This is a genomic window from Streptosporangium carneum (genome assembly GCF_027922005.1).
GTDB lineage: Bacteria > Actinomycetota > Actinomycetes > Streptosporangiales > Streptosporangiaceae > Streptosporangium > Streptosporangium carneum.
The window spans coordinates 143,899-161,947 of sequence record NZ_BSEV01000022.1 but is presented as its reverse complement, the minus strand read 5'-3'; the positions used below and the strand labels follow the sequence as shown (position 1 = coordinate 161,947).

At 69.3% G+C, this 18,049-nt stretch carries 20 protein-coding genes, 4 tRNA genes and 1 pseudogene; 12 read left to right on the top strand and 13 right to left on the bottom strand.

Annotated elements, in window-relative coordinates:
- Positions 1-113: 113 nt before the first annotated feature.
- The gene (locus PKF00_RS33755; RefSeq protein WP_271221759.1) at positions 114-410 is read right to left on the bottom strand and encodes a hypothetical protein; all 297 of its coding nucleotides are present in this window, start codon (positions 408-410) and stop codon (positions 114-116) included.
- 239 nt (positions 411-649) lie between these two features.
- Positions 650-952, bottom strand: a complete 303-nt coding sequence (locus PKF00_RS33750) for a hypothetical protein (protein WP_271221758.1) — start codon at positions 950-952, stop codon at positions 650-652.
- A gap of 246 nt (positions 953-1,198) precedes the next feature.
- On the opposite strand from PKF00_RS33750, the gene PKF00_RS33745 reads away from it, so the two are divergent.
- Complete coding sequence (locus tag PKF00_RS33745) at positions 1,199-1,354, top strand: hypothetical protein (RefSeq protein WP_271221757.1); 156 nt, start codon at positions 1,199-1,201, stop codon at positions 1,352-1,354.
- Here the strand turns inward: PKF00_RS33745 and PKF00_RS45255 are convergent.
- Both PKF00_RS45255 and PKF00_RS44745 read right to left on the bottom strand, forming a co-directional pair.
- On the bottom strand, positions 1,320-1,568 hold the full coding sequence (locus tag PKF00_RS45255; protein ID WP_438827870.1) for a phosphatase domain-containing protein: 249 nt from the start codon (positions 1,566-1,568) through the stop codon (positions 1,320-1,322). The genes PKF00_RS33745 and PKF00_RS45255 overlap by 35 nt on opposite strands.
- A 38-nt stretch (positions 1,569-1,606) precedes the next feature.
- Positions 1,607-1,768, bottom strand: a pseudogene (locus tag PKF00_RS44745) (DUF2283 domain-containing protein); the annotation flags it as partial.
- A gap of 241 nt (positions 1,769-2,009) precedes the next feature.
- Here PKF00_RS44745 and PKF00_RS33735 point away from each other — a divergent pair.
- On the top strand, positions 2,010-2,330 hold the full coding sequence (locus PKF00_RS33735) for a GYD domain-containing protein (protein ID WP_271221755.1): 321 nt from the start codon (positions 2,010-2,012) through the stop codon (positions 2,328-2,330).
- 220 nt (positions 2,331-2,550) lie between these two features.
- Here PKF00_RS33735 and PKF00_RS33730 read toward each other — a convergent pair whose 3' ends face one another.
- The gene (locus tag PKF00_RS33730; protein ID WP_271221754.1) at positions 2,551-2,886 is read right to left on the bottom strand and encodes an ArsR/SmtB family transcription factor; all 336 of its coding nucleotides are present in this window, start codon (positions 2,884-2,886) and stop codon (positions 2,551-2,553) included.
- Positions 2,887-3,167: 281 nt separating this feature from the next.
- Between PKF00_RS33730 and PKF00_RS33725 the strand changes: the two genes are divergently transcribed.
- The 3 genes from PKF00_RS33725 (at position 3,168) to PKF00_RS33715 (ending at position 4,386) form a co-directional block, all read left to right on the top strand.
- The gene (locus PKF00_RS33725) at positions 3,168-3,308 is read left to right on the top strand and encodes a hypothetical protein (RefSeq protein WP_271221753.1); all 141 of its coding nucleotides are present in this window, start codon (positions 3,168-3,170) and stop codon (positions 3,306-3,308) included.
- 231 nt (positions 3,309-3,539) lie between these two features.
- On the top strand, positions 3,540-4,091 hold the full coding sequence (locus PKF00_RS33720; RefSeq protein WP_271221752.1) for a Panacea domain-containing protein: 552 nt from the start codon (positions 3,540-3,542) through the stop codon (positions 4,089-4,091).
- The gene (locus PKF00_RS33715; protein WP_271221751.1) at positions 4,084-4,386 is read left to right on the top strand and encodes a hypothetical protein; all 303 of its coding nucleotides are present in this window, start codon (positions 4,084-4,086) and stop codon (positions 4,384-4,386) included. The genes PKF00_RS33720 and PKF00_RS33715 overlap by 8 nt, the downstream gene beginning before the upstream one ends.
- A 53-nt stretch (positions 4,387-4,439) precedes the next feature.
- Here PKF00_RS33715 and PKF00_RS33710 read toward each other — a convergent pair whose 3' ends face one another.
- A complete protein-coding gene (locus PKF00_RS33710; RefSeq protein ID WP_271221750.1) occupies positions 4,440-4,730 on the bottom strand; it encodes a hypothetical protein in 291 nt (96 codons plus the stop codon).
- 1,190 nt (positions 4,731-5,920) lie between these two features.
- Positions 5,921-5,992, bottom strand: a tRNA-Val gene (locus tag PKF00_RS33705).
- A 463-nt stretch (positions 5,993-6,455) separates the two neighbouring features.
- Here PKF00_RS33705 and PKF00_RS33700 point away from each other — a divergent pair.
- Positions 6,456-6,872, top strand: coding sequence for an SsgA family sporulation/cell division regulator (locus PKF00_RS33700; RefSeq protein ID WP_089210725.1), 417 nt, complete (start codon positions 6,456-6,458; stop codon positions 6,870-6,872).
- Here the strand turns inward: PKF00_RS33700 and PKF00_RS33695 are convergent.
- A complete protein-coding gene (locus PKF00_RS33695) occupies positions 6,867-7,508 on the bottom strand; it encodes a DUF305 domain-containing protein (RefSeq protein WP_271221749.1) in 642 nt (213 codons plus the stop codon). The two genes, PKF00_RS33700 and PKF00_RS33695, sit on opposite strands and share 6 nt — an antisense overlap.
- Before the next feature lie 50 nt (positions 7,509-7,558).
- On the opposite strand from PKF00_RS33695, the gene PKF00_RS33690 reads away from it, so the two are divergent.
- The gene (locus tag PKF00_RS33690) at positions 7,559-8,941 is read left to right on the top strand and encodes an LVIVD repeat-containing protein (RefSeq protein ID WP_271221748.1); all 1,383 of its coding nucleotides are present in this window, start codon (positions 7,559-7,561) and stop codon (positions 8,939-8,941) included.
- 4 nt (positions 8,942-8,945) lie between these two features.
- Here PKF00_RS33690 and PKF00_RS33685 read toward each other — a convergent pair whose 3' ends face one another.
- From PKF00_RS33685 to PKF00_RS33675, 3 genes are read right to left on the bottom strand one after another with little or no spacing between them, the layout of a single operon-like run.
- Complete coding sequence (locus PKF00_RS33685) at positions 8,946-9,776, bottom strand: aminotransferase class IV (protein WP_271221747.1); 831 nt, start codon at positions 9,774-9,776, stop codon at positions 8,946-8,948.
- Positions 9,773-10,795, bottom strand: a complete 1,023-nt coding sequence (locus PKF00_RS33680) for a chorismate-binding protein (protein ID WP_271221746.1) — start codon at positions 10,793-10,795, stop codon at positions 9,773-9,775. Before PKF00_RS33680 ends, PKF00_RS33685 begins: the two co-directional genes overlap by 4 nt.
- Before the next feature lie 4 nt (positions 10,796-10,799).
- The gene (locus PKF00_RS33675; RefSeq protein WP_271221745.1) at positions 10,800-11,711 is read right to left on the bottom strand and encodes a LysR family transcriptional regulator; all 912 of its coding nucleotides are present in this window, start codon (positions 11,709-11,711) and stop codon (positions 10,800-10,802) included.
- A gap of 58 nt (positions 11,712-11,769) precedes the next feature.
- Between PKF00_RS33675 and PKF00_RS33670 the strand changes: the two genes are divergently transcribed.
- Complete coding sequence (locus tag PKF00_RS33670; protein WP_271221744.1) at positions 11,770-12,978, top strand: NAD(P)-binding domain-containing protein; 1,209 nt, start codon at positions 11,770-11,772, stop codon at positions 12,976-12,978.
- On the opposite strand, the gene hutH is transcribed toward PKF00_RS33670, so the two are convergent.
- Both hutH and PKF00_RS33660 read right to left on the bottom strand, forming a co-directional pair.
- Positions 12,959-14,506 (bottom strand): histidine ammonia-lyase, encoded by a 1,548-nt coding sequence (gene hutH, locus PKF00_RS33665; protein WP_271221743.1) that lies wholly within the window; start codon positions 14,504-14,506, stop codon positions 12,959-12,961. The genes PKF00_RS33670 and hutH overlap by 20 nt on opposite strands.
- Positions 14,507-14,575: 69 nt before the next feature.
- Complete coding sequence (locus tag PKF00_RS33660; protein WP_271221742.1) at positions 14,576-15,298, bottom strand: ArsR/SmtB family transcription factor; 723 nt, start codon at positions 15,296-15,298, stop codon at positions 14,576-14,578.
- 333 nt (positions 15,299-15,631) lie between these two features.
- Here PKF00_RS33660 and PKF00_RS33655 point away from each other — a divergent pair.
- The 4 genes from PKF00_RS33655 to PKF00_RS33640 all read left to right on the top strand — a co-directional run bounded on the left by PKF00_RS33655 (position 15,632) and on the right by PKF00_RS33640 (position 17,883).
- Positions 15,632-15,703 (top strand) — tRNA-Gly (locus PKF00_RS33655).
- A 23-nt stretch (positions 15,704-15,726) separates the two neighbouring features.
- A tRNA-Cys gene (locus PKF00_RS33650) sits at positions 15,727-15,797 on the top strand.
- Between the two features lie 14 nt (positions 15,798-15,811).
- Positions 15,812-15,886: transfer RNA gene (locus tag PKF00_RS33645), tRNA-Val, on the top strand.
- A gap of 218 nt (positions 15,887-16,104) precedes the next feature.
- Entirely contained in the window at positions 16,105-17,883 is a 1,779-nt protein-coding gene (locus PKF00_RS33640) for a phosphatidylglycerol lysyltransferase domain-containing protein (protein ID WP_271221741.1), read from the top strand.
- The last annotated feature ends 166 nt before the right edge of the window (positions 17,884-18,049 follow it).

Here is an 18,049-nt window from a genome sequence, read left to right as displayed (position 1 = left end):
GCTCTCCCGGCAGGCGCCGGGAGAGCGACGACCGCAGGCGGCCGACCGCCCTGCCCCCCACATGGCGACGCCCCCGCCCCTCCGCACCGGAGACGGGGGCGTCGCCATGCCCCTCACCTCAGATTGATCCACCACAGCAGGACCGTCCCGTTGATGTCGGCGTAGGAGGTCTGGCCCACCGACGCCCATGAGCCTTTCGCCTCCATGCGCTGACCGTTGCGGTGGAGGTAGCTGACGGCGATCTGGTGTTCTCCGGTGCCGGTCGCGCAGTAACTGGAGACGCGGTCCGTTCTCCCCGTGTCGGCCGTGCAGGTTCCCGGAATGGCGTGGGCAGGTGACGCGACGCCGATCAGCAGCCCGGCGGTGAGCAAGGCGGTGGCCGACAGGGCAGCGACCCGGTTTCTTTTCACGTTCGCTTCCTCCGCGATTCAAAGGGCGAATGCCGCTTTCAATTGAGAAAATCGTTGACGGCTGGGAGCGTGTCGAAGGCCGTCGAGTGGAGAGCGGCGACGAGCTCCGGAAGAACCTCGCCACCGGCGAGGAACGATCGCCGCGGGAACCGCCGCGTGGCGAGCACCGCCGAGACCGCGCCGACGCCCCCGTCCTCCGCGCTGGAGGCGGGGGCGTCGTCATGCCGCCCGGCGTCGCGTCAGTCGTACACGGTGGTGCTTCGATACCACACGGTGCCCGGGAAGTTGACCGACGATATCTCGCCCACCCCCACCCGGGGGCCGCTCATGGCGACCCATCCCACTGCGGGGTTCACGTGCAGGCCACTCACGTAAACCGCTTGCGTGCCTGTGCCGCCCGTGCACTGACTGTGGACGACGTACCCCTCCTGCCAGGTGGTACAGCCCGTCGGGGCGGCGTGGGCGGGGGATGCGGAGCCCACCAGCAGCGACGCGGCGAGCAGGGCGGTGGCGGACACGGCCGCGGCCCGGGTTCTTCTCATGGGCGCTTCCTCCGGCTCCGAAGGCGATTGGCGCTTCGGTTAAGAAACTTTCCAAATCGGACGATACGCCCCGCAGGAGACGAGTCAAGATTGTCCGGACACCCGCCCCACACGACATCTGTGTGGTTTCAGCGCGCACACCGAAAAAGAGCCTCTCTGGAAGAGAGATTGATCACTTCAGATCGCCTGTTACATCTGCCGCCTTCCGGGCACCGTGAACCGTCCCCCAGCCCGAGGAGGACGGTCATGGACGCGCTCGACGACCTGGTGGACGAGGAACTGCGCCTGGAGTTGTTGCTCGTCGAGGCGCTCCACCACGAAGCCGAACAGCTGGCCGGCGGCCCCCGTCTGGGTGACCGCCGTGACCTCAGTAGTCGCCCTCGGCGACCTGGAGCACGGTGAGGCCGAGGCCGCGCCACATGCGGACGACCCCGACACGGTCCTCGATGACTCCGGCGATCTCCCGGCCGGCGAAGTGCTGCCGGTAGACCTCGGCTTTCCAGACGGTGTCGGGTCGGCGGTCGCCATTCGGGCGCAGCCAGACGCCTTCGGCCGCTTCGAGACGGCCGACGTGCCGGCGTAGCCAGCGTTCGGTTTGCCTGCGGGTTCTCTCGATGCGGCCGGCGTCTGCGGCCAGGTGGCGAGGATTTCGATGCCGATGACGCGCCCGTCGGCGTCCAGGTCGAGGTTGACCATGGCATCCACCGGCACCATGCGGGCCACTCCCCCGTCCGGGATCGGACCGTGCAGATAGAAGTAGGTTGCGCCGGCGTCCGGGTCGTAGGTCCAGGAGCCAGGGTGTTCTTCCAAGGCCATCAACGTCCTTTTGACAGTGCGGGCACGAGCGACGCATATCCGACCAGCCCTTGACGCCTACGGTTTCAACATCACAGCAGGTTTCCAATCAAGCGATCAACACCTCCCTGCCTGCTCCGTTCCGGTGAAGGAAGAGAGGGAAATCAGTGCAACGGGTGGGATTACCGTCACCCGAAGCCGAGAACAGCCCGCCTCGTAACCGCCTCACGCTGGGGCGATGGTACGGGAAGGGGACTCGATCATGCCCAAATACCTCATTCAGGCGAGCTATACGGTGGACGGCCTCAAAGGGGTGCTTCAAGAAGGAGGCACCGGACGGCGCCAAGCGGTGGAGCGCCTGGTGGAGAGCGTCGGCGGTCGGGTCGAACAGGTGTACTTCGCGTTCGGCGAGACCGATGTCTACGTCATCGCCGAAATACCGAACAACGTGGCTTCGGCGGCTGTGGGCCTCACCGTGTCGGCAGCCGGCAAAGCAAGAACGCGGACGGTGGTGCTTTTGACCGCGGAGGAGATCGACGAGGCCGCAAGGCAGGAGGTGGTGTACCGGGCTCCCGGCGCGTGACAGTCGTTCGGGATCACTGGTCGCCTCCGCTCGGGAACGCCTGACAGACGATGTGGACGGTCCGGGCTCGGAGGATCTCGCGACAGCACGGACGGCGGCGTCGGAGACGTCAGGCACGGCGGTCCCCGCACAGACGGCGCCCGTTGAGGTTCCCGCGTCGTTTCCCCTGTTCAGGGCGAGTGGTCAGGACCGGTTCCGCCGACGCCGGGCACTGCTCCGGTCACCAGCCGGCGATCACCTCACGCCCTTGGGGGATGACAAGGTCGAGCAGTCCGGGGAAGCGGGCGTCGAGATCGTCTCGGCGCAGACGGTTCAAACGCCGAGTTCCCTCGTCGCGTTGGCGGATCACGCCGGCTTCCCGCAGGGCTTTGAAGTGGCCGCTCTGGGTGGACTTGCTGACCGGTAGGGCGAACGTCGTACATGCCAGTTCGCCGTCGGGCTCGGCGTCGGCCTCCTCGCCGTCTCCGCCGGACTTCTCACCGCTGTGCGGTACTTCGCCTACGCCGTTGCCGTGCTGTGCCTTCCGGTGCTGCTCATGCTCGCCCGGACACGCCACCGCGCCGCCCGCCCTCGGCGGTAGCGCCGCAGAGAGGGTCGCCCGGCACTGGCACAGGAACTCCGGCCGCTTCCCTCGGCGTCTTCGGGGCGGGGCGGTCTTCTCGTGTTCAGGGGGCGGCGCCCCGTACCACCACGGCGGCGCCGAAGGCCCGAGCGGCGACCTGATACGTCCAGTCGAGGGCAGGAGGAGGTGGAATCTGCACGCGGTTTCACCGTTCCAGCCGGATCTGGTGTTACAGCCAGCCTACGCACGATCACCTCATCGCGAGCATGGGCGGCATGGATCCCGAGCTCGGCGCGATGACCGCTGCCCCGGTACGCCTCGCCGACGACGCCCGCCGCGCCTGGCGGGCCCACGATGCCGGAGCGAGCGAGGAGGTCGCGGCCATCATGCAGACGCCCGCGCCAAACGAGCAGTGACCACATTCGCGCGCAGTCAGGCGGGCGCATGATCGTCCACACAGGGCACCATGAGCCACATGGATCCTGAGGCCGACGAATCTCGACGGAGCAGTTTTGCCACCTCACGAGATTAACCAGGTGTCGGGCGAGGAACTGTCACTCCCATCAGCCATGATGGAACACATGTTCGGGAAGCGCGATGACGAAATGAGCCTACGTCCCTCCAGCGATGAGCCGTACCCTGACGACATGCCGGTCTCAGCTCACGCCATCGCCGCAGCACTCCGCCAACGGCAACCCGGCATAGGCGTGAAAAAGCTCCACAAACTCCTGTACTACGCACAGGGACACCACCTGGCAGCCTTCGGCAAGCCCCTGTTCGGAGAGTCGATCTCCGCGTGGGACATGGGACCGGTCGTCGGCAAACTCTGGGGCGACGAAAAGTACGGCGACATCCACATCGAGGAGCCTCCCCTGCTGTCAGAGGCCGAGCTCAACACCGTCGGCTACGTCCTCAGCAGGTACGGCAACCTGTCTGCGACGGACCTGGAGAACCTCACCCACTGCGAGGATCCCTGGCGGCGCGCCGACCACGGCCGGCCCCCGGGCGGGAACGCCCGGATCGAACTGGAGTGGATCCGCGAGTTCTTCGCCAACCAAGCCGACGACGAAGACGACGAGCCTCAGCCCGACCCCGCCGACCTCGCCCGCATGCTGGAAGGCGCCGAGAAACGGCGAGCACAGCCGGCCAGGCCGGACAGCCCGGAGGACATCCGCGCGTGGCTGGCGGCCCGTGCCTGACGCCGCCAACTACCAGCTGGAGAACTTACGTGAGGCCCTGGACATCTGGGAGCTGAACGAACCCGCCTCGGCTGCCCGCAAGGAGATCCTGACCGCGGTCGTGAACTGGGCCCTGGATCGCTACGTGGACCCTTATCAAGGGGCCGCCCGCGTGGAGGGTTTCCCCAACCTGTGGCGCAGCCGCATTCCGGGAACGCGGCACGACGGGCAGATGGTGTTCTGCGTTTTCTGGATCGAGGAGAGCAGACGCGCAGTCCGATTCGACTCGTTCTCCACTTTGAGCCTGCCTGGCTGACAGGGCGATCACAAGAAGCCCCCGCCCAACTCGGGCGAGGGCACCGGTTCTCGTTAGTTGATATAGATGCTGCCGCCGGACTCCCATGCGCCGCGCTGGCCGGGCCCGACAGCACCGAGTATCCGGTGATTGCACCTATAGCCTTCGTAGATGACAGCCGCCGTGTTGGTGCGGTTGGTCACCGAAAGCGACCCAGGCCTGACGGTGTAGCAGCCGCTGGGGTTGTGGTGGCGCTTGCCGTTGACCCACAGTGCTCCGTTCGCCGCCCAGGCCGAGCCGGGCGGGACCAGGGCCACGGCTGTGGCGGCGGTGAGGGTAACCAGGGTGGCTGTGATGCGGCGCATCGGATGATCCCTTTCGCGGAGTGGATGACCTCACGAACATAACTATGAGTAGTCGATCACACGCTTAACGCCGCGACGAGGATGTTGCCGCCTCCACCTGCGCATGATCACCCCACCGCGCCACCATGACGGCACGGGCCCCGGGCTCGGCGCACTCGACGCCGCCCCGGCTCAAGCCGTCACCGCAGTGTCCGCCGCCGGCCTGCCGACGCCAATTACCGCCGCAGCGGCCCGCACTGCGCTGGGATCGCGCACGGTCGCCCAGTCCCACTCGATGGCCGGCTACTCGAGATCGAAGTTCCCGCACTGGCAGAGTCAGAGCAGGAAGGGCTCCGGCTGCGACCCCCAGGAGGTCATCCTCAAGCGGGACGGCAAAAACGTCCAGCAGGACGACGAGTGCAAGGCCGTCAGCGGCACCTGGAAGTCGGTCTACGACGGCCGTTCTGCCTGTCAGCGGCCATCCCCCATCGGATCCAGTTCAACCCCGCGGCCAAGCCCAAGGCCAAGGGACGCCGCGGAGTCCGGCGGGCGGAGAAGGCCTTGGCGAAGAAGAACAAAGGCGCGACCGTACCAACTCCGTTGGAGGCGCTGCTGTTCGCCGAGCGGGTGGCAGCCATGTCAGGGCAGGACGACGACCTCACCCGGGAGCTCCTGTACGCCTTCATGGCAGTGCGATGGAGCGAGGCACTGGTTCTCGACCCAGACCACCTCGCCCGCGGACGAACGCGTGGGCCACTCGGTGGAGGACGACGTGCGGATCGCCTCGGCGACGCGGGACCACTACACGCACGTGTCGGAGCAGAGGCGGGGCGAGGCGATGGACGCGCTGCAGAAGCGGTGGGAGACCGCGCTCATGGAGCGGGCCGCCCTGGAGGCGGTGTGGGGGCAGGCGGGTATCCCTCGCCGCTCAACGGCGCCGCTTCTGGATCGGCTGCTCGAGCCGTACCGGGACGCGGCGGTGTCTCAGATTCTCCAGCCGAGGAATCTTCGCCGCAGGGCGGTCCGGCAGGCTGGCCGGAGTTCGCTTCTAGCGGACGGGAGGGGGTGGTGGGGCGCCTCGGCCCCCGGGAATCGGACTTTCAAGATCCGTTTCCGCTTCGCTCCCGGAATCGGACATCGCCCGGTGCCAGGCAGCGAAAAACCCGCCGGTTGGTGTCAACCGGCGGGCTCTGACCTGCGTCACATCTGTGTGGGCGATACTGGGATCGAACCAGTGACCTCTTCGGTGTGAACGAAGCGCTCTCCCGCTGAGCTAATCGCCCGCCCTGTCTCGCACCTCTCGGTGCCGACGTGGAAAACCATACAGCAATCCGGGAGCACTGGCGAAGTGACGCCCACGAGGGAAAGGATCTTGAGGCGCGACACGGACGGGAGCCAAAGGTCCTGGGATGCGTCCGGCGGGGGGCTACGGTGTCATAGCATCGTCCTGATCCGTAGAAGCACCGTACGACCCAGGCTCGACCTCTATCGCCTGAGACGCCCCCAGGGGGGAGTCGACGGTGACCAAAACGATACGCAAAACCCTTGCAAATATGGCCCTGTTGGTGATGTTTAGCCAGGTAGATGCCCAAATGTCGCGCTGTGATGTGTGTTACAGAAGGGCCCGGAGGCGGAATCTTTCCTACAGGTTTCTTTGTTCCGCGTCATAGCTCGGGACGAAGAGAGTCCGCCAGAGCAGTGAAAGCCCCGAAGAGGGGACCGACGACGAAAAAGGTTTGGCTGACGATGAACAGCTCCACCGTCTCTGCCGAGCTGGGCCTTCGGCTTGTGGTCCCCGACCGTACCACCGTCCCCCTGCTCGCCGGACTCAGCTACACGGCCGATGATCCCTACGCGATCAGAATGGCCTTCCATGTGGGGAACGACGAGCCGGTCGAGTGGATCTTCGCCCGCGAGTTGCTGACCGTCGGCATCGTGCGGCGAGTCGGCGACGGAGACGTCCAGGTGTGGCCCGCGCGCGCAGACGGCGAGCGCACGCTGCACATCAGTCTCACGTCGCCGTTCGGACAGGCCCTGTTCGAGGTGCCCCTGGCACCGCTCACGGAGTTCCTGCACCGCACGTACGAACTGGTGCCCGCAGGGCGTGAGACCGACTTCATGGACCTCGACGCCGAGCTGAGCAACATGCTCTGGAGTTCATGACCTCCGCGACGCCCACGTCGCGAGCAGCTCCCGCATCCGGGCGATCTCGACGCCCTGACCGGAGACGACGTCCTCGGCGGTGGCCAGCATGACCCTGTCGGCGCCCTCTCTGAGCTGCCGCGCGGCCATCTCCACCGCCGCCTCGTGATGAGTGATCATCAGGTTCAGGAAGAGGTCGTCGAAGGCCGCTCCCCTGGCGGCCCTGAGCCGGTTCATCCGATCCGGCGGGACCGTGTGGTCGTCATGGCCTCGCGGAACCCTGCCCACCGACCTCAGCCATGACGTCATCGCCGTGATCTCCGGCCGCTGCGCGGCGGTGATCCGCTCGGCGAGTCTCCGCAGCTCCTGCGACGACGACCGGGAGGGGACCAGCGCGGCCATCTCCAGCGCCTGCCTGTGGTGCGGGACCATGTTCTCCGCGAATCGCACGTCGGCCGCCGTCACACGGGCCTCGGACTCGCCGAGACGCTCGCCGGGCGTCGCCGTACGGCCCGCGTCCCCCGGCCCGCCCGGGATGATCACCGGTGCGTCCGTGCCCGCGACCAGCGGGACCCGTTCACCGGTTCCCGCCATGGCGCAGCCGGAGAGAACCGTCGCCGCAAAGATCGCCGCAACGCCCCCGTATGGCAAACGCATCCTTCGCATACCTTCAATAATGGGGCAAGGACACTTACCAAAACGGGGGCATGGTGCGATCGACAGCGGCATTCGGCCTGGCAGCGTTGCTTCTGGTGGCCGGATGCGGCGCCGATCCCGAGCCGCCGGCCCTGCGGGGCTCAGCCTGGACGCCGTCGGCCGTGAAAACCACCGGGGACGCCCTGCACAGCGCCAACGTCAAGCACCTGGCGAACGTGCCTTCCGAGGCTCCGTTGGACGGCCCCCAGTCGTGGAGCACCGACCTGGCCTTCCAGGACGACCACGTGTTCGTCGGCAACTTCGACGGCTTCACGGTGCTCGACGTGTCGAACCCGGCCAGGCCCGCCGTGGTCAGCCGGGTGTTGTGCCCCGGCGAGCAGAACGACGTCTCGGTGAGCGGGAACCTGCTGTTCCTGTCGGTCGACACCCCCAGAAGCGGCCCCGAGTGCGCCGGCGGCCTGCGCGAGGAGGACGAGGGCGAGGAGGGGCGGAGCGGAGGCTGGGAGGGCATCCGGATCTTCGACATCACGGACAAGGCCCACCCCAGGTTCGTCTCCGCGGTCGCCACCGAGTGCGGCTCCCACACCCACACCCTCGTCCCCGGGCGCGACAAGGACACGCTCTACCTCTACGTCTCCTCCGCGGGGCCGGTGCCGGGAGAGCCGACCTGCCCGGGTCCGCACAACAACTTCTCCGTGGTCGAGGTCCCCACGGGAGACCCCGCCGCCGCCAGGGTGGTCTCGCAGCCGGTGCTGTCGGTGGAGGAGCCGCGTGAGGGCGGCTGTCACGACATCACGGCCTACCCGGAGAAGGACCTGGCGGCGGCCGCCTGCTTCGGCGACGGGGTCCTGCTGGACATCTCCGACCGGGTGAACCCCAAGGTGATCCAACACGTGCGCGACAAGGAGAACTTCTCGATCTGGCACTCGGCCACGTTCGACAACGCCGCGACCAAGGTCGTCTTCAGCGACGAGCTCGGCGGCGGCATGAGCGCGACCTGCGACTCGGAGACCCCGAGGAACCACGGCGCGAACGCCGTCTACGACCTCGGTGAGGACCGCAGGCTTACGCTCCGCGGCTACTTCAAGATCCCGAGAGAGCAGGAGCGGGACGAGAACTGCGTCGCGCACAACGGGGCGCTGCTGCCGGTCCCCGGCAGGGACATCATGGTCCAGTCGTGGTACCAGGGCGGGGTCTCGGTCTGGGACTTCACCGACGCCGCCGCCCCCAGGGAGATCGGCTTCTTCGAGCGCGGCCCCGTCGACGCGGCCGCGGGATCATGGTCGGCCTACTACTACAACGGCCACATCTACTCCAGCGACATCACCAGGGGCCTGGACGTCCTCCGGATCGACGACCCGCTGACCGACCCGGCCAAGAAGGTCACGACGAAGACGTTGAACGCCCAGACCCAGGTGTCCTACCCGGAGTGACCCGTCACGGGTCGATGTCGGCCGCGCTCCGCTCAGCGAAGATCCGCATAGCCTTGGCGGTGATCGGCCCGGGCGCGGCGGGGAGCAGCGTCTGGTCGACCATGCGGATCGGCTGGACGTCGCGGGTCGTGGAGGTCAGGAACGCCTCCTCGGCCTCGTAGAGGGCCGAAAGCGGGATCTCCTCCTCCACGCCTCCGCACCATTCGAGCGTGAGCGCGCGGGTGACCCCCGCCAGGCAGCCCGAGGCGAGCGTGGGGGTGACGAGGCGTCCCTGACGGACGATGAAGACGTTGCTGCCGGTGCCCTCGCAGAGGTTCCCGGCCAGGTTTCCCAGGATCGCCTCGCCGCCGCCCCTGGACCTGGCGTGGAACAGCGCCATGGCGTTCTCGCCGTAGGAGGTGCTCTTGACTCCGGCGAGCGCGCCGCGCTCGTTGCGGGGCCACGGCGCGACGACGACGTCGGCGGTCGCCGGGAACGACGGCTGCTCCGCGACGACCACCACGGTGGTCCCCCCGCTGTCCCCCCTGTCGGATCCCAGCGGACCGGGGCCGCTGGTGTAGGTGATGCGGATCCTGCCGAGCCGCCAGGCAGGCGCCTCCGCCAGGCAGGCGCGCACGCCCTCGGTGATCGCCTCGACGTCCGGCTCCGGCAGGCCCAGGCGTCCGGCGGAGACCCTGAGCCGGTCGAGGTGGCGGGTGAGCGCGAAGGGCGCGCCGTTGACGGACTTGACCGTCTCGAACACGCCGTCACCGACCAGCAGGCCGTGGTCGAACACCGAGACTGTCGCCTGTTCGGGTTGAATGAGCTCCCCGTTGACCCATACAGGTACGTTCATCGGGTTCCTCCTGAAACTGCTGGATCTGATGTTGAAGCGAGCGCTATGAGCCGAGAGGCCTTCAACTCGGTCTCGATCCACTCTCTGCGCGGGTCGCTGCCCCAGGTTATGCCCGCGCCGGTACCGAAACGGATCTCGCCGGGCGAGAGCCAGAAGGTGCGGATCCCCACGGCCAGCGCCGCTCGCTTCCGGTCGGCGTCGACCCAGCCGACGGCTCCGCAGTACGGCCCGCGCGTCTCGGACTCCAGCTCGCTGATGACACGCAGGGCCGAGGACTTCGGGGCGCCGGTCACCGAGCCGGGGGGAAACGTCGCCGCGAACAGCTCCGGCCAGCCGAACTCGGGGGCGAGCCTGGCCCTGACCGTGGAGACCAGATGCACCAGCCCCGGATGCTCCTCCACCTCGCACAGCGCGGGCACGCTCACCGAGCCGACCACCGCGACCCTGCCCAGGTCGTTGCGGACCAGATCGACGATCATCACGTTCTCCGCGTAGTCCTTCTCCAGGAGGTCGTCCGCGGTGGCCCCGGTTCCCTTGATCGGTTTGGACTCGATCACCTCGCCCTCCCTGGACAGGTAGAGCTCGGGTGAGGCGGAGACCACGCTCAGCCCGGGCAGGCTCACCGTCGCGGCGTAGGGGGCGGGGTTGCCCTCCGCCAGCCGTACGGCCAGCCCCAGCGGATCCGGGTTCCCGGGCAACGGCGCGGTCAGCACCCGGCACAGGTTGGCCTGGTACACCTCGCCCCGCTCGATGCGGTCTCGGATGCGGCGCACGCCGTCCTCGTAGGCGGCCTGGTCCAGCGAGCTGCGCCACGAGGAGGGGTGCGGTCCGCGCCACGGGGCACGCGGCGCGGGCAGTGGCGCGGGCCGTACGTCGTCGAACCTCGCGCACGTGACCTTGCCCTCGTAGTCGACGACCACGGCCCACCACCCCCGGCCGTCGAGGGCGGACAGGTCGGTGGTGACGTCGCGGAGCCGGATGGCCAGATGATCCCCTACGTGGGCGAATGAGTCGTGCACTCCGCTATTGTCCCGCCGCCTCGCTCAGGAAGCGCACCAGCGTGCGGGCGGCGGGCAGCGCTGTGGGCGGGGTCGTGCGCGGCAGGGCGGCGTAGACGGTCCTGCGTGGGGCGAGGTCTCCGAGGGAACGCAGGACGAGACCGGCCGGTACGGCCCGCGCGGCGATGGCGGGCACCAGCGTGACGCCGAGCCCGGCGGCGACGAACCCGAACTTGCCGGTCCACTCGGCGATCCTGAGCTTGGCGCGGGGAGCGAATCCGGCCAGGGCGCACACCGCGTCCAGCATGGTGGTCTGCCCTGGCGGGGGCGCCTCGATCCAGGTCTCCTCCCGCAGCTCGCGCAGGTCGAGCCGTTCCTTGCCCGCCAGCGGGTGGTCGGGGGCCAGCACGATCAGCAGTTCGTCCTCGACCAGCTCGACCGTCTCCACCTCCTCGTCGTACGGCAGGCCCGACGGGTAGTCGCTGATCACGGCGATGTCGAGGGCGCCCTCGCGCATCCGGCGCAACAGGCCGCCGCTCGGCCCCTCGACCGGGGTGAGGGCGACCTCGGGGAAGCGCTGCCCGAAAGCCCGGAGGGCTCTGGGGACCAGGGCGACGTTGGCGGTCGCGAAGGCGCCGACGCGCAGCCGTCCCCGGTAGCCGCCGTGGATTCCGGCCAGTTCCTCCTCGGCCATGGCCAGCCGGTTCAGCACGGCCCTGGCGTGGACGTGAAGGGCCTCGCCCGCCGGTGTGAGCCGTACGCCGCGGGGAAGCCGCTCGAACAGCGGGCCGCCCGCCCGCTGTTCGAGGGAGGCGATGCGCCGGGAGACGGCGGACTGGGTGTAGTTGAGCAGGGCGGCGGCGGCGGTGAACGACCCCGTCCGGGCGACGGCGTCCATCAGGCGCAGCGAGTCGACGTCCACATTCCTCCTACGCATGGGTTCCATGAAATCTAGTCGCTGGTGGAATGCCTCCGGGCCTCCTAGCGTGGCGGGCATGATTTCTTTTCTCGGTCTGGGACGCATGGGCGCCCCGATGGCTCGGCGGCTCGTGGCGGCGGGACACAAGGTCACGATCTGGAACCGCACCTTCCGCGTGATCGAGGGAGCCGTCGCCGCTCCCTCCCCCGCTGAGGCGGTGGCCGAGGCGGATCTGGTGATCACGATGCTCAGCGACCCGGCGACGGTGAAGCGGGTGCTGTCGGACGCCTCGCCCGGACTGCGTTCGGGGACGCTGGTCGTGGAGATGTCCACGATCGGGCCCGAGGCCGTCGCCGAGCTCCGCGACCGGCTGCCCTCCCAGGTCGGGCTGGTGGACGCGCCGGTGCTCGGCAGCGTGCTGCCCGCGGCGGACGGCACGCTGACGGTGCTGGCCGGCGGGCTGCCCGAGGATCTGGCGCGCTGCCGCGAGGTGCTGGAGGTCTTCGGGCGGGTGCGGGAGGTCGGCGGCCCCGGCGCGGGGGCGGCGATGAAGCTGGCGGTGATGAGCGCGCTGGTCCCGGCCCAGGTGCTGCTCGCGGAGAACCTCGCGTACGCGGAGGCGACCGGCGTGGACACCGGGGCGCTGCTGGACGTGCTCGGCGACACTCCGCTGGGCTCCCTGGTCGAGCGGGTCCGCCCCGCCGTCGAGGACGGCCCACCGGAGACGCGGTACGCTCTCGGGCTCGCGGCCAAGGACCTGGCGCTGGCCTCGCACCCGCGGCAGACGCTCGCGGCCTCGGCCAGGGACAGGCTGCTGGAGGCGGTCTCCGCCGGGCTCGGCGACAAGGATCTGACAGCCGTCTTCGGGAACGTCGGCACGGCACGCCGCACCGGCGTCCGGAAGCTGAACCCGGCCTCGGTCCCGGCGACCAACGGCTACTACTCCCACGCCGCCAGGACCGGCGACCTGCTGTTCGTCTCCGGGCAGGTGGCGCTGGACGAGCAGGGCCGGGTGGTCGGCGAGGGGGACATGACGCGCCAGTCGGAGTACGTGATGGAACTGCTGGCACGCGTCCTCGCCGACCAGGGCTGCACGTTCGACGACGTGACGCACGTCCGGACGTTCCTCACCGACATGTCGCTGGTGCGGGAGTACGGGGAGGTCCGGGGACGCTACTTCACCGGCGAGCCCCCGGCCAGCACGACCGTGGAGGTGTCACGGCTGTTCGTGCCGGGGCTGCTGATCGAGGTCGAGGTGGTGGCGGCTATTCCAGCGCCCCGGTGACGGACTCGGCGGCGGCGACGACCGCGTTGTCCGCGACGAGCCGCGTCACCGCCTCGATCTCCGGGGCGAGGAAGCGGTCGGGTCCCGGACCGGCCACCGCCTGACGCAGCGCGGCGACGACGGCCCCGGTGGCGGGGGCGGGCCGGTGCGGCGCGCGCAGGTCCAGAGCCCTGGCGGCGGTGAGGATCTCCACCGCGAGCACCCGGGTCAGGCCGTCCACCGAACGGCGCAGCTTGCGCGCCGCGGACCAGCCCATGGAGACGTGGTCCTCCTGCATGGCGGAGCTGGGGATGGAGTCCACACTGGCGGGCACCGCCAGGCGCTTGAGCTCGGAGACGATCGCGGCCTGGGTGTACTGGGCGATCATGTGCCCGGAGTCCACGCCGGGGTCGTCCGCGAGGAAGGCGGGCAGGCCGTGGCTGCGAGCCACGTCGAGCATGCGGTCCGTACGGCGCTCGGAGATGCTCGCCACGTCGGCGACCGCGATGGCCAGGAAGTCGAGCACGTAACCGACGGGGGCGCCGTGGAAGTTGCCGTTGGACTCGACTCTGCCGTCGGCCAGGACCACCGGGTTGTCGACGGCGGAGGCGAGCTCGCGGGCGGCGACGGCGGCGGCGTGCGCGAGGGTGTCACGGGCGGCTCCCGCGACCTGTGGGGCGCAGCGCAACGAGTAGGCGTCCTGGACGCGGGTGCAGGTGCCGTCCCGGTGCGACTCCATGATCCCGGAGTCCCTGAGCAGTGCCCTGAGGTTGGCCGCGCTGGCGGCCTGGCCCGGATGCGGGCGCAGCGCCTGCAGGTCGGCGGCGAAGACGCGGTCGGTGCCGAGCAGGGCCTCGACGCTCATGGCGGCGGCGACGTCGGCGGTCCTGAACAGGCGGCCGAGGTCGTCCATGGCCAGGATGAGCATGCCCAGCATGCCGTCCGTGCCGTTGATGAGCGCCAGTCCCTCCTTGGCCGCCAGCTCGACGGGCTCGACGCCCGCCTGCTTGAGCGCCTCGGCGGCCTCGACCAGGTCGCCCGCGGCGTCACGGACGACGCCCTCGCCCATGATCGTGAGGGCCACGTGGGAGAGCGGGGCCAGGTCGCCCGAGCAGCCCAGGCTGCCGTACTCGTGCACCACGGGAGTGATCGACGCGTTGAGCAGGCTCTGGAGCACCTTGGCGGTCTTCGGGCGCACGCCGGTGTGACCGGTCGCCAGGGTGTGCAGGCGCAGCAGCATCAGCGCCCTGACGACCTCGGTCTCGACCTCGGGGCCCGACCCCGCGGCGTGGGAGCGGACCAGCGAGCGCTGTAGTTGAGCGCGGAGCGAGGGGTCGATGTGCCGGGTGGCCAGGGCGCCGAACCCGGTCGAGACGCCGTAGGCGGGGGTGGGGCTCTCGGCGAGCTCGTCCACGCGTGTCCTGGCCGCGGCCATGGCGGCCACGGCGTCGTCGGTGAGACGCACCTCGGCGCCGTGCCGGGCCACCCTGACGACCTCGTCGAAGCTCAGCGGCTCCGGCCCGACATTCACGACCGCTTTGTCGCGCATGCTGTCACTCTTTCGCGTTCACGTGCACACAGGTAACTGGTGCATGCGATGTTAGCCCCTTACATCGCGTTATGTAACTAGTGCATGCAAGGTTGGGTCCTTACATTCGAAGATTGCCGCCACCCCTTCCCTGCCCGCCTCCGTGACCTCGACCACCCGGCGCACCGCCCCCTTGCGGTACCACCCCCGGTCCATGAGAGCGCAGGTCAGGGCCGCACCGAGGGCTCCCCCCAGATGCGGGCGGCGCTCCGTCCAGTCGAGACAGGCGGGGGCGAACCTGCGCCGCGCGCCCCTGACCGCGTCGACGTCCACACCGAGCCCGCCGAGCCCCGCCCTCCCCTCCGAGGTCACCTCGAAGGCCTCCTCGCCGACGAGGCATCCGGCCGCGAGAAGCGCGCGGAGCAGTTCCACACCGGCGCGCCCCGCCAGATGGTCGTAACAGGTCCGCGCCTCCTCCAGCAGGCGCGCCTGGCGGGACTGGCGCAGGGAACGCGTCTCGGGACGCGCGCCGACCCTCGCCAGGACCTCGAGCACCTCGGCCACCTCGGGCCCCGCGAGACGGTAGTAGCGGTGCCTGCCCTGGGACACCACGGTGACCATGCCGCCCCCCAGGAGCCTGGCCAGGTGGGAGCTGGCGGTCGCGGCACTCACCCCCGCGAGCGCGGCCAGCTCTCCCGCGGCCAGCGCGCGGCCGTCCAGCAGCGCGGTCAGCATGGCGGCCCGCGTGGGATCGGCGATGAGCGCGGCGGTCGGCGCGATGGCGGCGTCGACCGCGACGTGTTCGGCAACCATGTTTCGACGCTAACCCAGACATCCTTCGCCCAGGATCAAAGTGTCGTGCAGGATTTCGTACGGCCAGGACGACCGGGACCGGCCTCGCGAGACGCCCCACCTGAAGCGTTTCGCGGCTTACGGGCTGTTCACGCCATCCGGCCGGCCTCATGAGCGACGAACACCCCGGCGGGCCCTGAGACGTTCCGCGGGCCCCGGACCGTGAGGCGCGGCGAGCCGGTCGCCCGAGCCCGGATCGCCTGCCGCGCCGACGGGGACGCATGCTCCGGTTTGGGGAGTCGGCGAGTATTCGCTAGAGTTCTGTCCGTGAGACCGGCTCGGCCGGAAACACACGCGGAAGTGGCTCAGTGGTAGAGCATCACCTTGCCAAGGTGAGGGTCGCGGGTTCGAATCCCGTCTTCCGCTCGAAGGGGCTACGGCCCCCACTCGGTGGAGTGGCCGAGAGGCGAGGCAACGGCCTGCAAAGCCGTGTACACGGGTTCAAATCCCGTCTCCACCTCTTGTCTTCGGCGAGGACGATTAGCTCAGCGGGAGAGCGCTTCCCTGACACGGAAGAGGTCACAGGTTCAATCCCTGTATCGTCCACCATCTCATGATCCCCCAGGTCGCAGACCTGGGGGATCATTGTTTTCCCACACCCCGTCTTCACGGTCGAAGTCACTCGGAAGCGGCAAGGACACGGTCAACGTCGTGTCGGCCGGCCTCGCACGGTGCGGCGGACATCACCGTTCAGTGTCCTCACAGGTTGACGCCGCCCAGGCAGGACTATGATCCGCATATAGCCGGACCAGCAGTAATGTCCTCTCATGAGGGATCGTCCGCCTGTCTCCCGCCCCTGGGTGCCCGCCGCCGCGGGCTACGCGGCGTTGACGATCGGAGTCCTGGACATCGTCAAGGCCGTGTTCCCTCCGTTCAGGGGGACCCGGATGAGCGAGATCGCGGGTTTCCTCCCTGGAACGATCACCTCCCTCGCCCAGGCGGCGTCGCTCGTCATGGGCATCCTGCTCGTCATGATCGCGCACGCGCTCAAGCGGAGGAAGGTGCGAGCCTGGCGCGCCGTGGTCCTGCTGCTGCCGCTGAGCGCCCTCATCGAACTCCTGCACCTGCGCCGCCCCGTCAGCGCCCTGATCAGCTTGCTGCTCCTCACGCTGCTCCTGGTCAACCGGCGCGAGTTCTACGCGCTCTCCGACCCCCGGACCCGGTGGAGGGCGCTGTGGAACTTCCTGCTCCTGTGCGTCCTGGACGTCGCCATCGGCTGGGTGGTGGTCAACGCCCACCCGCACACCATCGTCGGAGACCCGAGCCTCGGCGACCGGTTCCAGCACGTGCTGCTGGGGCTCGTCGGTCTGGAGGGCCCGGTCGTCTACTCCTCGGAGAGAACAGCCGACCTGGTCTACTTCTCCCTCGCGGGTCTCGGGCTGCTCACCGCGGTGACGACCCTCTACCTGGCGTTGCGCCCGGAGAAACCGGTGGCCGAGCTGACTGCCGGGCAGGAGGAGGCCGTACGGGCCATGCTCGCCCGGCACGGAGCCCGTGACTCGCTGGGCTACTTCGCCCTGCGCCGCGACAAGAGCGTGATCTTCTCCCCCTCCGGCAAGGCGGCGATCGCCTACCGGGTGGTCGCCGGGGTCATGCTGGCCAGCGGTGACCCGGTCGGCGACACCGAGGCGTGGCCGGGCGCGATCAGGCGCTTCCTGGAGGAGGCCAGGCGACACGCCTGGGTGCCCGCCGTGATCGGATGCAGCGAGACCGGAGGGGAGGTCTGGACGAGGGAGGGAGGCCTGTCCGCCCTCGAGATCGGCGACGAGGCCGTCGTCGAGGTCGCGGGCTTCACCCTCCAGGGCAGAGCGATGCGCAACGTCCGGCAGATGGTGAAGCGCACCGAACGCGCGGGCTACACCTGCCAGGTACGGCGGGTCGGAACCCTCGCCGAGCCGGAGAGGGAACGGATCAGGAACGCCGCCGACTCATGGCGCGGCACGGAGACCGAACGGGGCTTCTCGATGGCGCTCGGCCGTTTCGGCGACCCCGCCGACGGCGACTGCGTCGTCGTCACGGCACACAAGGCCGCCGAGACGGGTACGGCCCTGCCCGGCGAGGACATCAGGGCCGTCCTGCACTTCGTCCCCTGGGGTGACGACGGCATCTCCCTGGACCTGATGCGCCGTGACCGCGACGCCGACCCCGGGCTCAACGAACTGCTGATCGTCAAGGCGCTGCAGGCGGCCCCCGATCTCGGCGTGAACAGGGTCTCGCTCAACTTCGCCATGTTCCGCGCGGTGCTGGCCAGAGGCGAGCGACTGGGCGCGGGCCCGGTGCTGCGAGCCTGGTACGCCGTCCTCGTCTTCTTCTCCCGATGGTTTCAGATCGAGTCGCTGTACAGGTTCAACGCCAAGTTCCACCCCCAGTGGACCCCCAGGTTCGTGATCTACCCGGCGGCCCGTGACCTGCCGCGCATCGGCATATCCGCGCTTCAGGCGGAAGCCTTCATCAACGTGGGCCTTCCCGGGATGCCGTTTCTCCGTAAACCCCGCGCCCATTCCGGTTCCGACGCCACGGGGGAACGGACCCCGCTGCCGCGCTGAGGCGTTCCCGCCGGGTCCGGGGAACCGAGTGATCAGCCGGTTCGCGGGGTATGAGACGCGCCGGCACCCGCGGTCACCGGAGACGACGAGAGGTGACCGGCGGGGATCGGAGCGGGAGCCGCCGCGAAGGCGGTGAAGCCACCGCGGGCCGCGCCTTCCACTCATC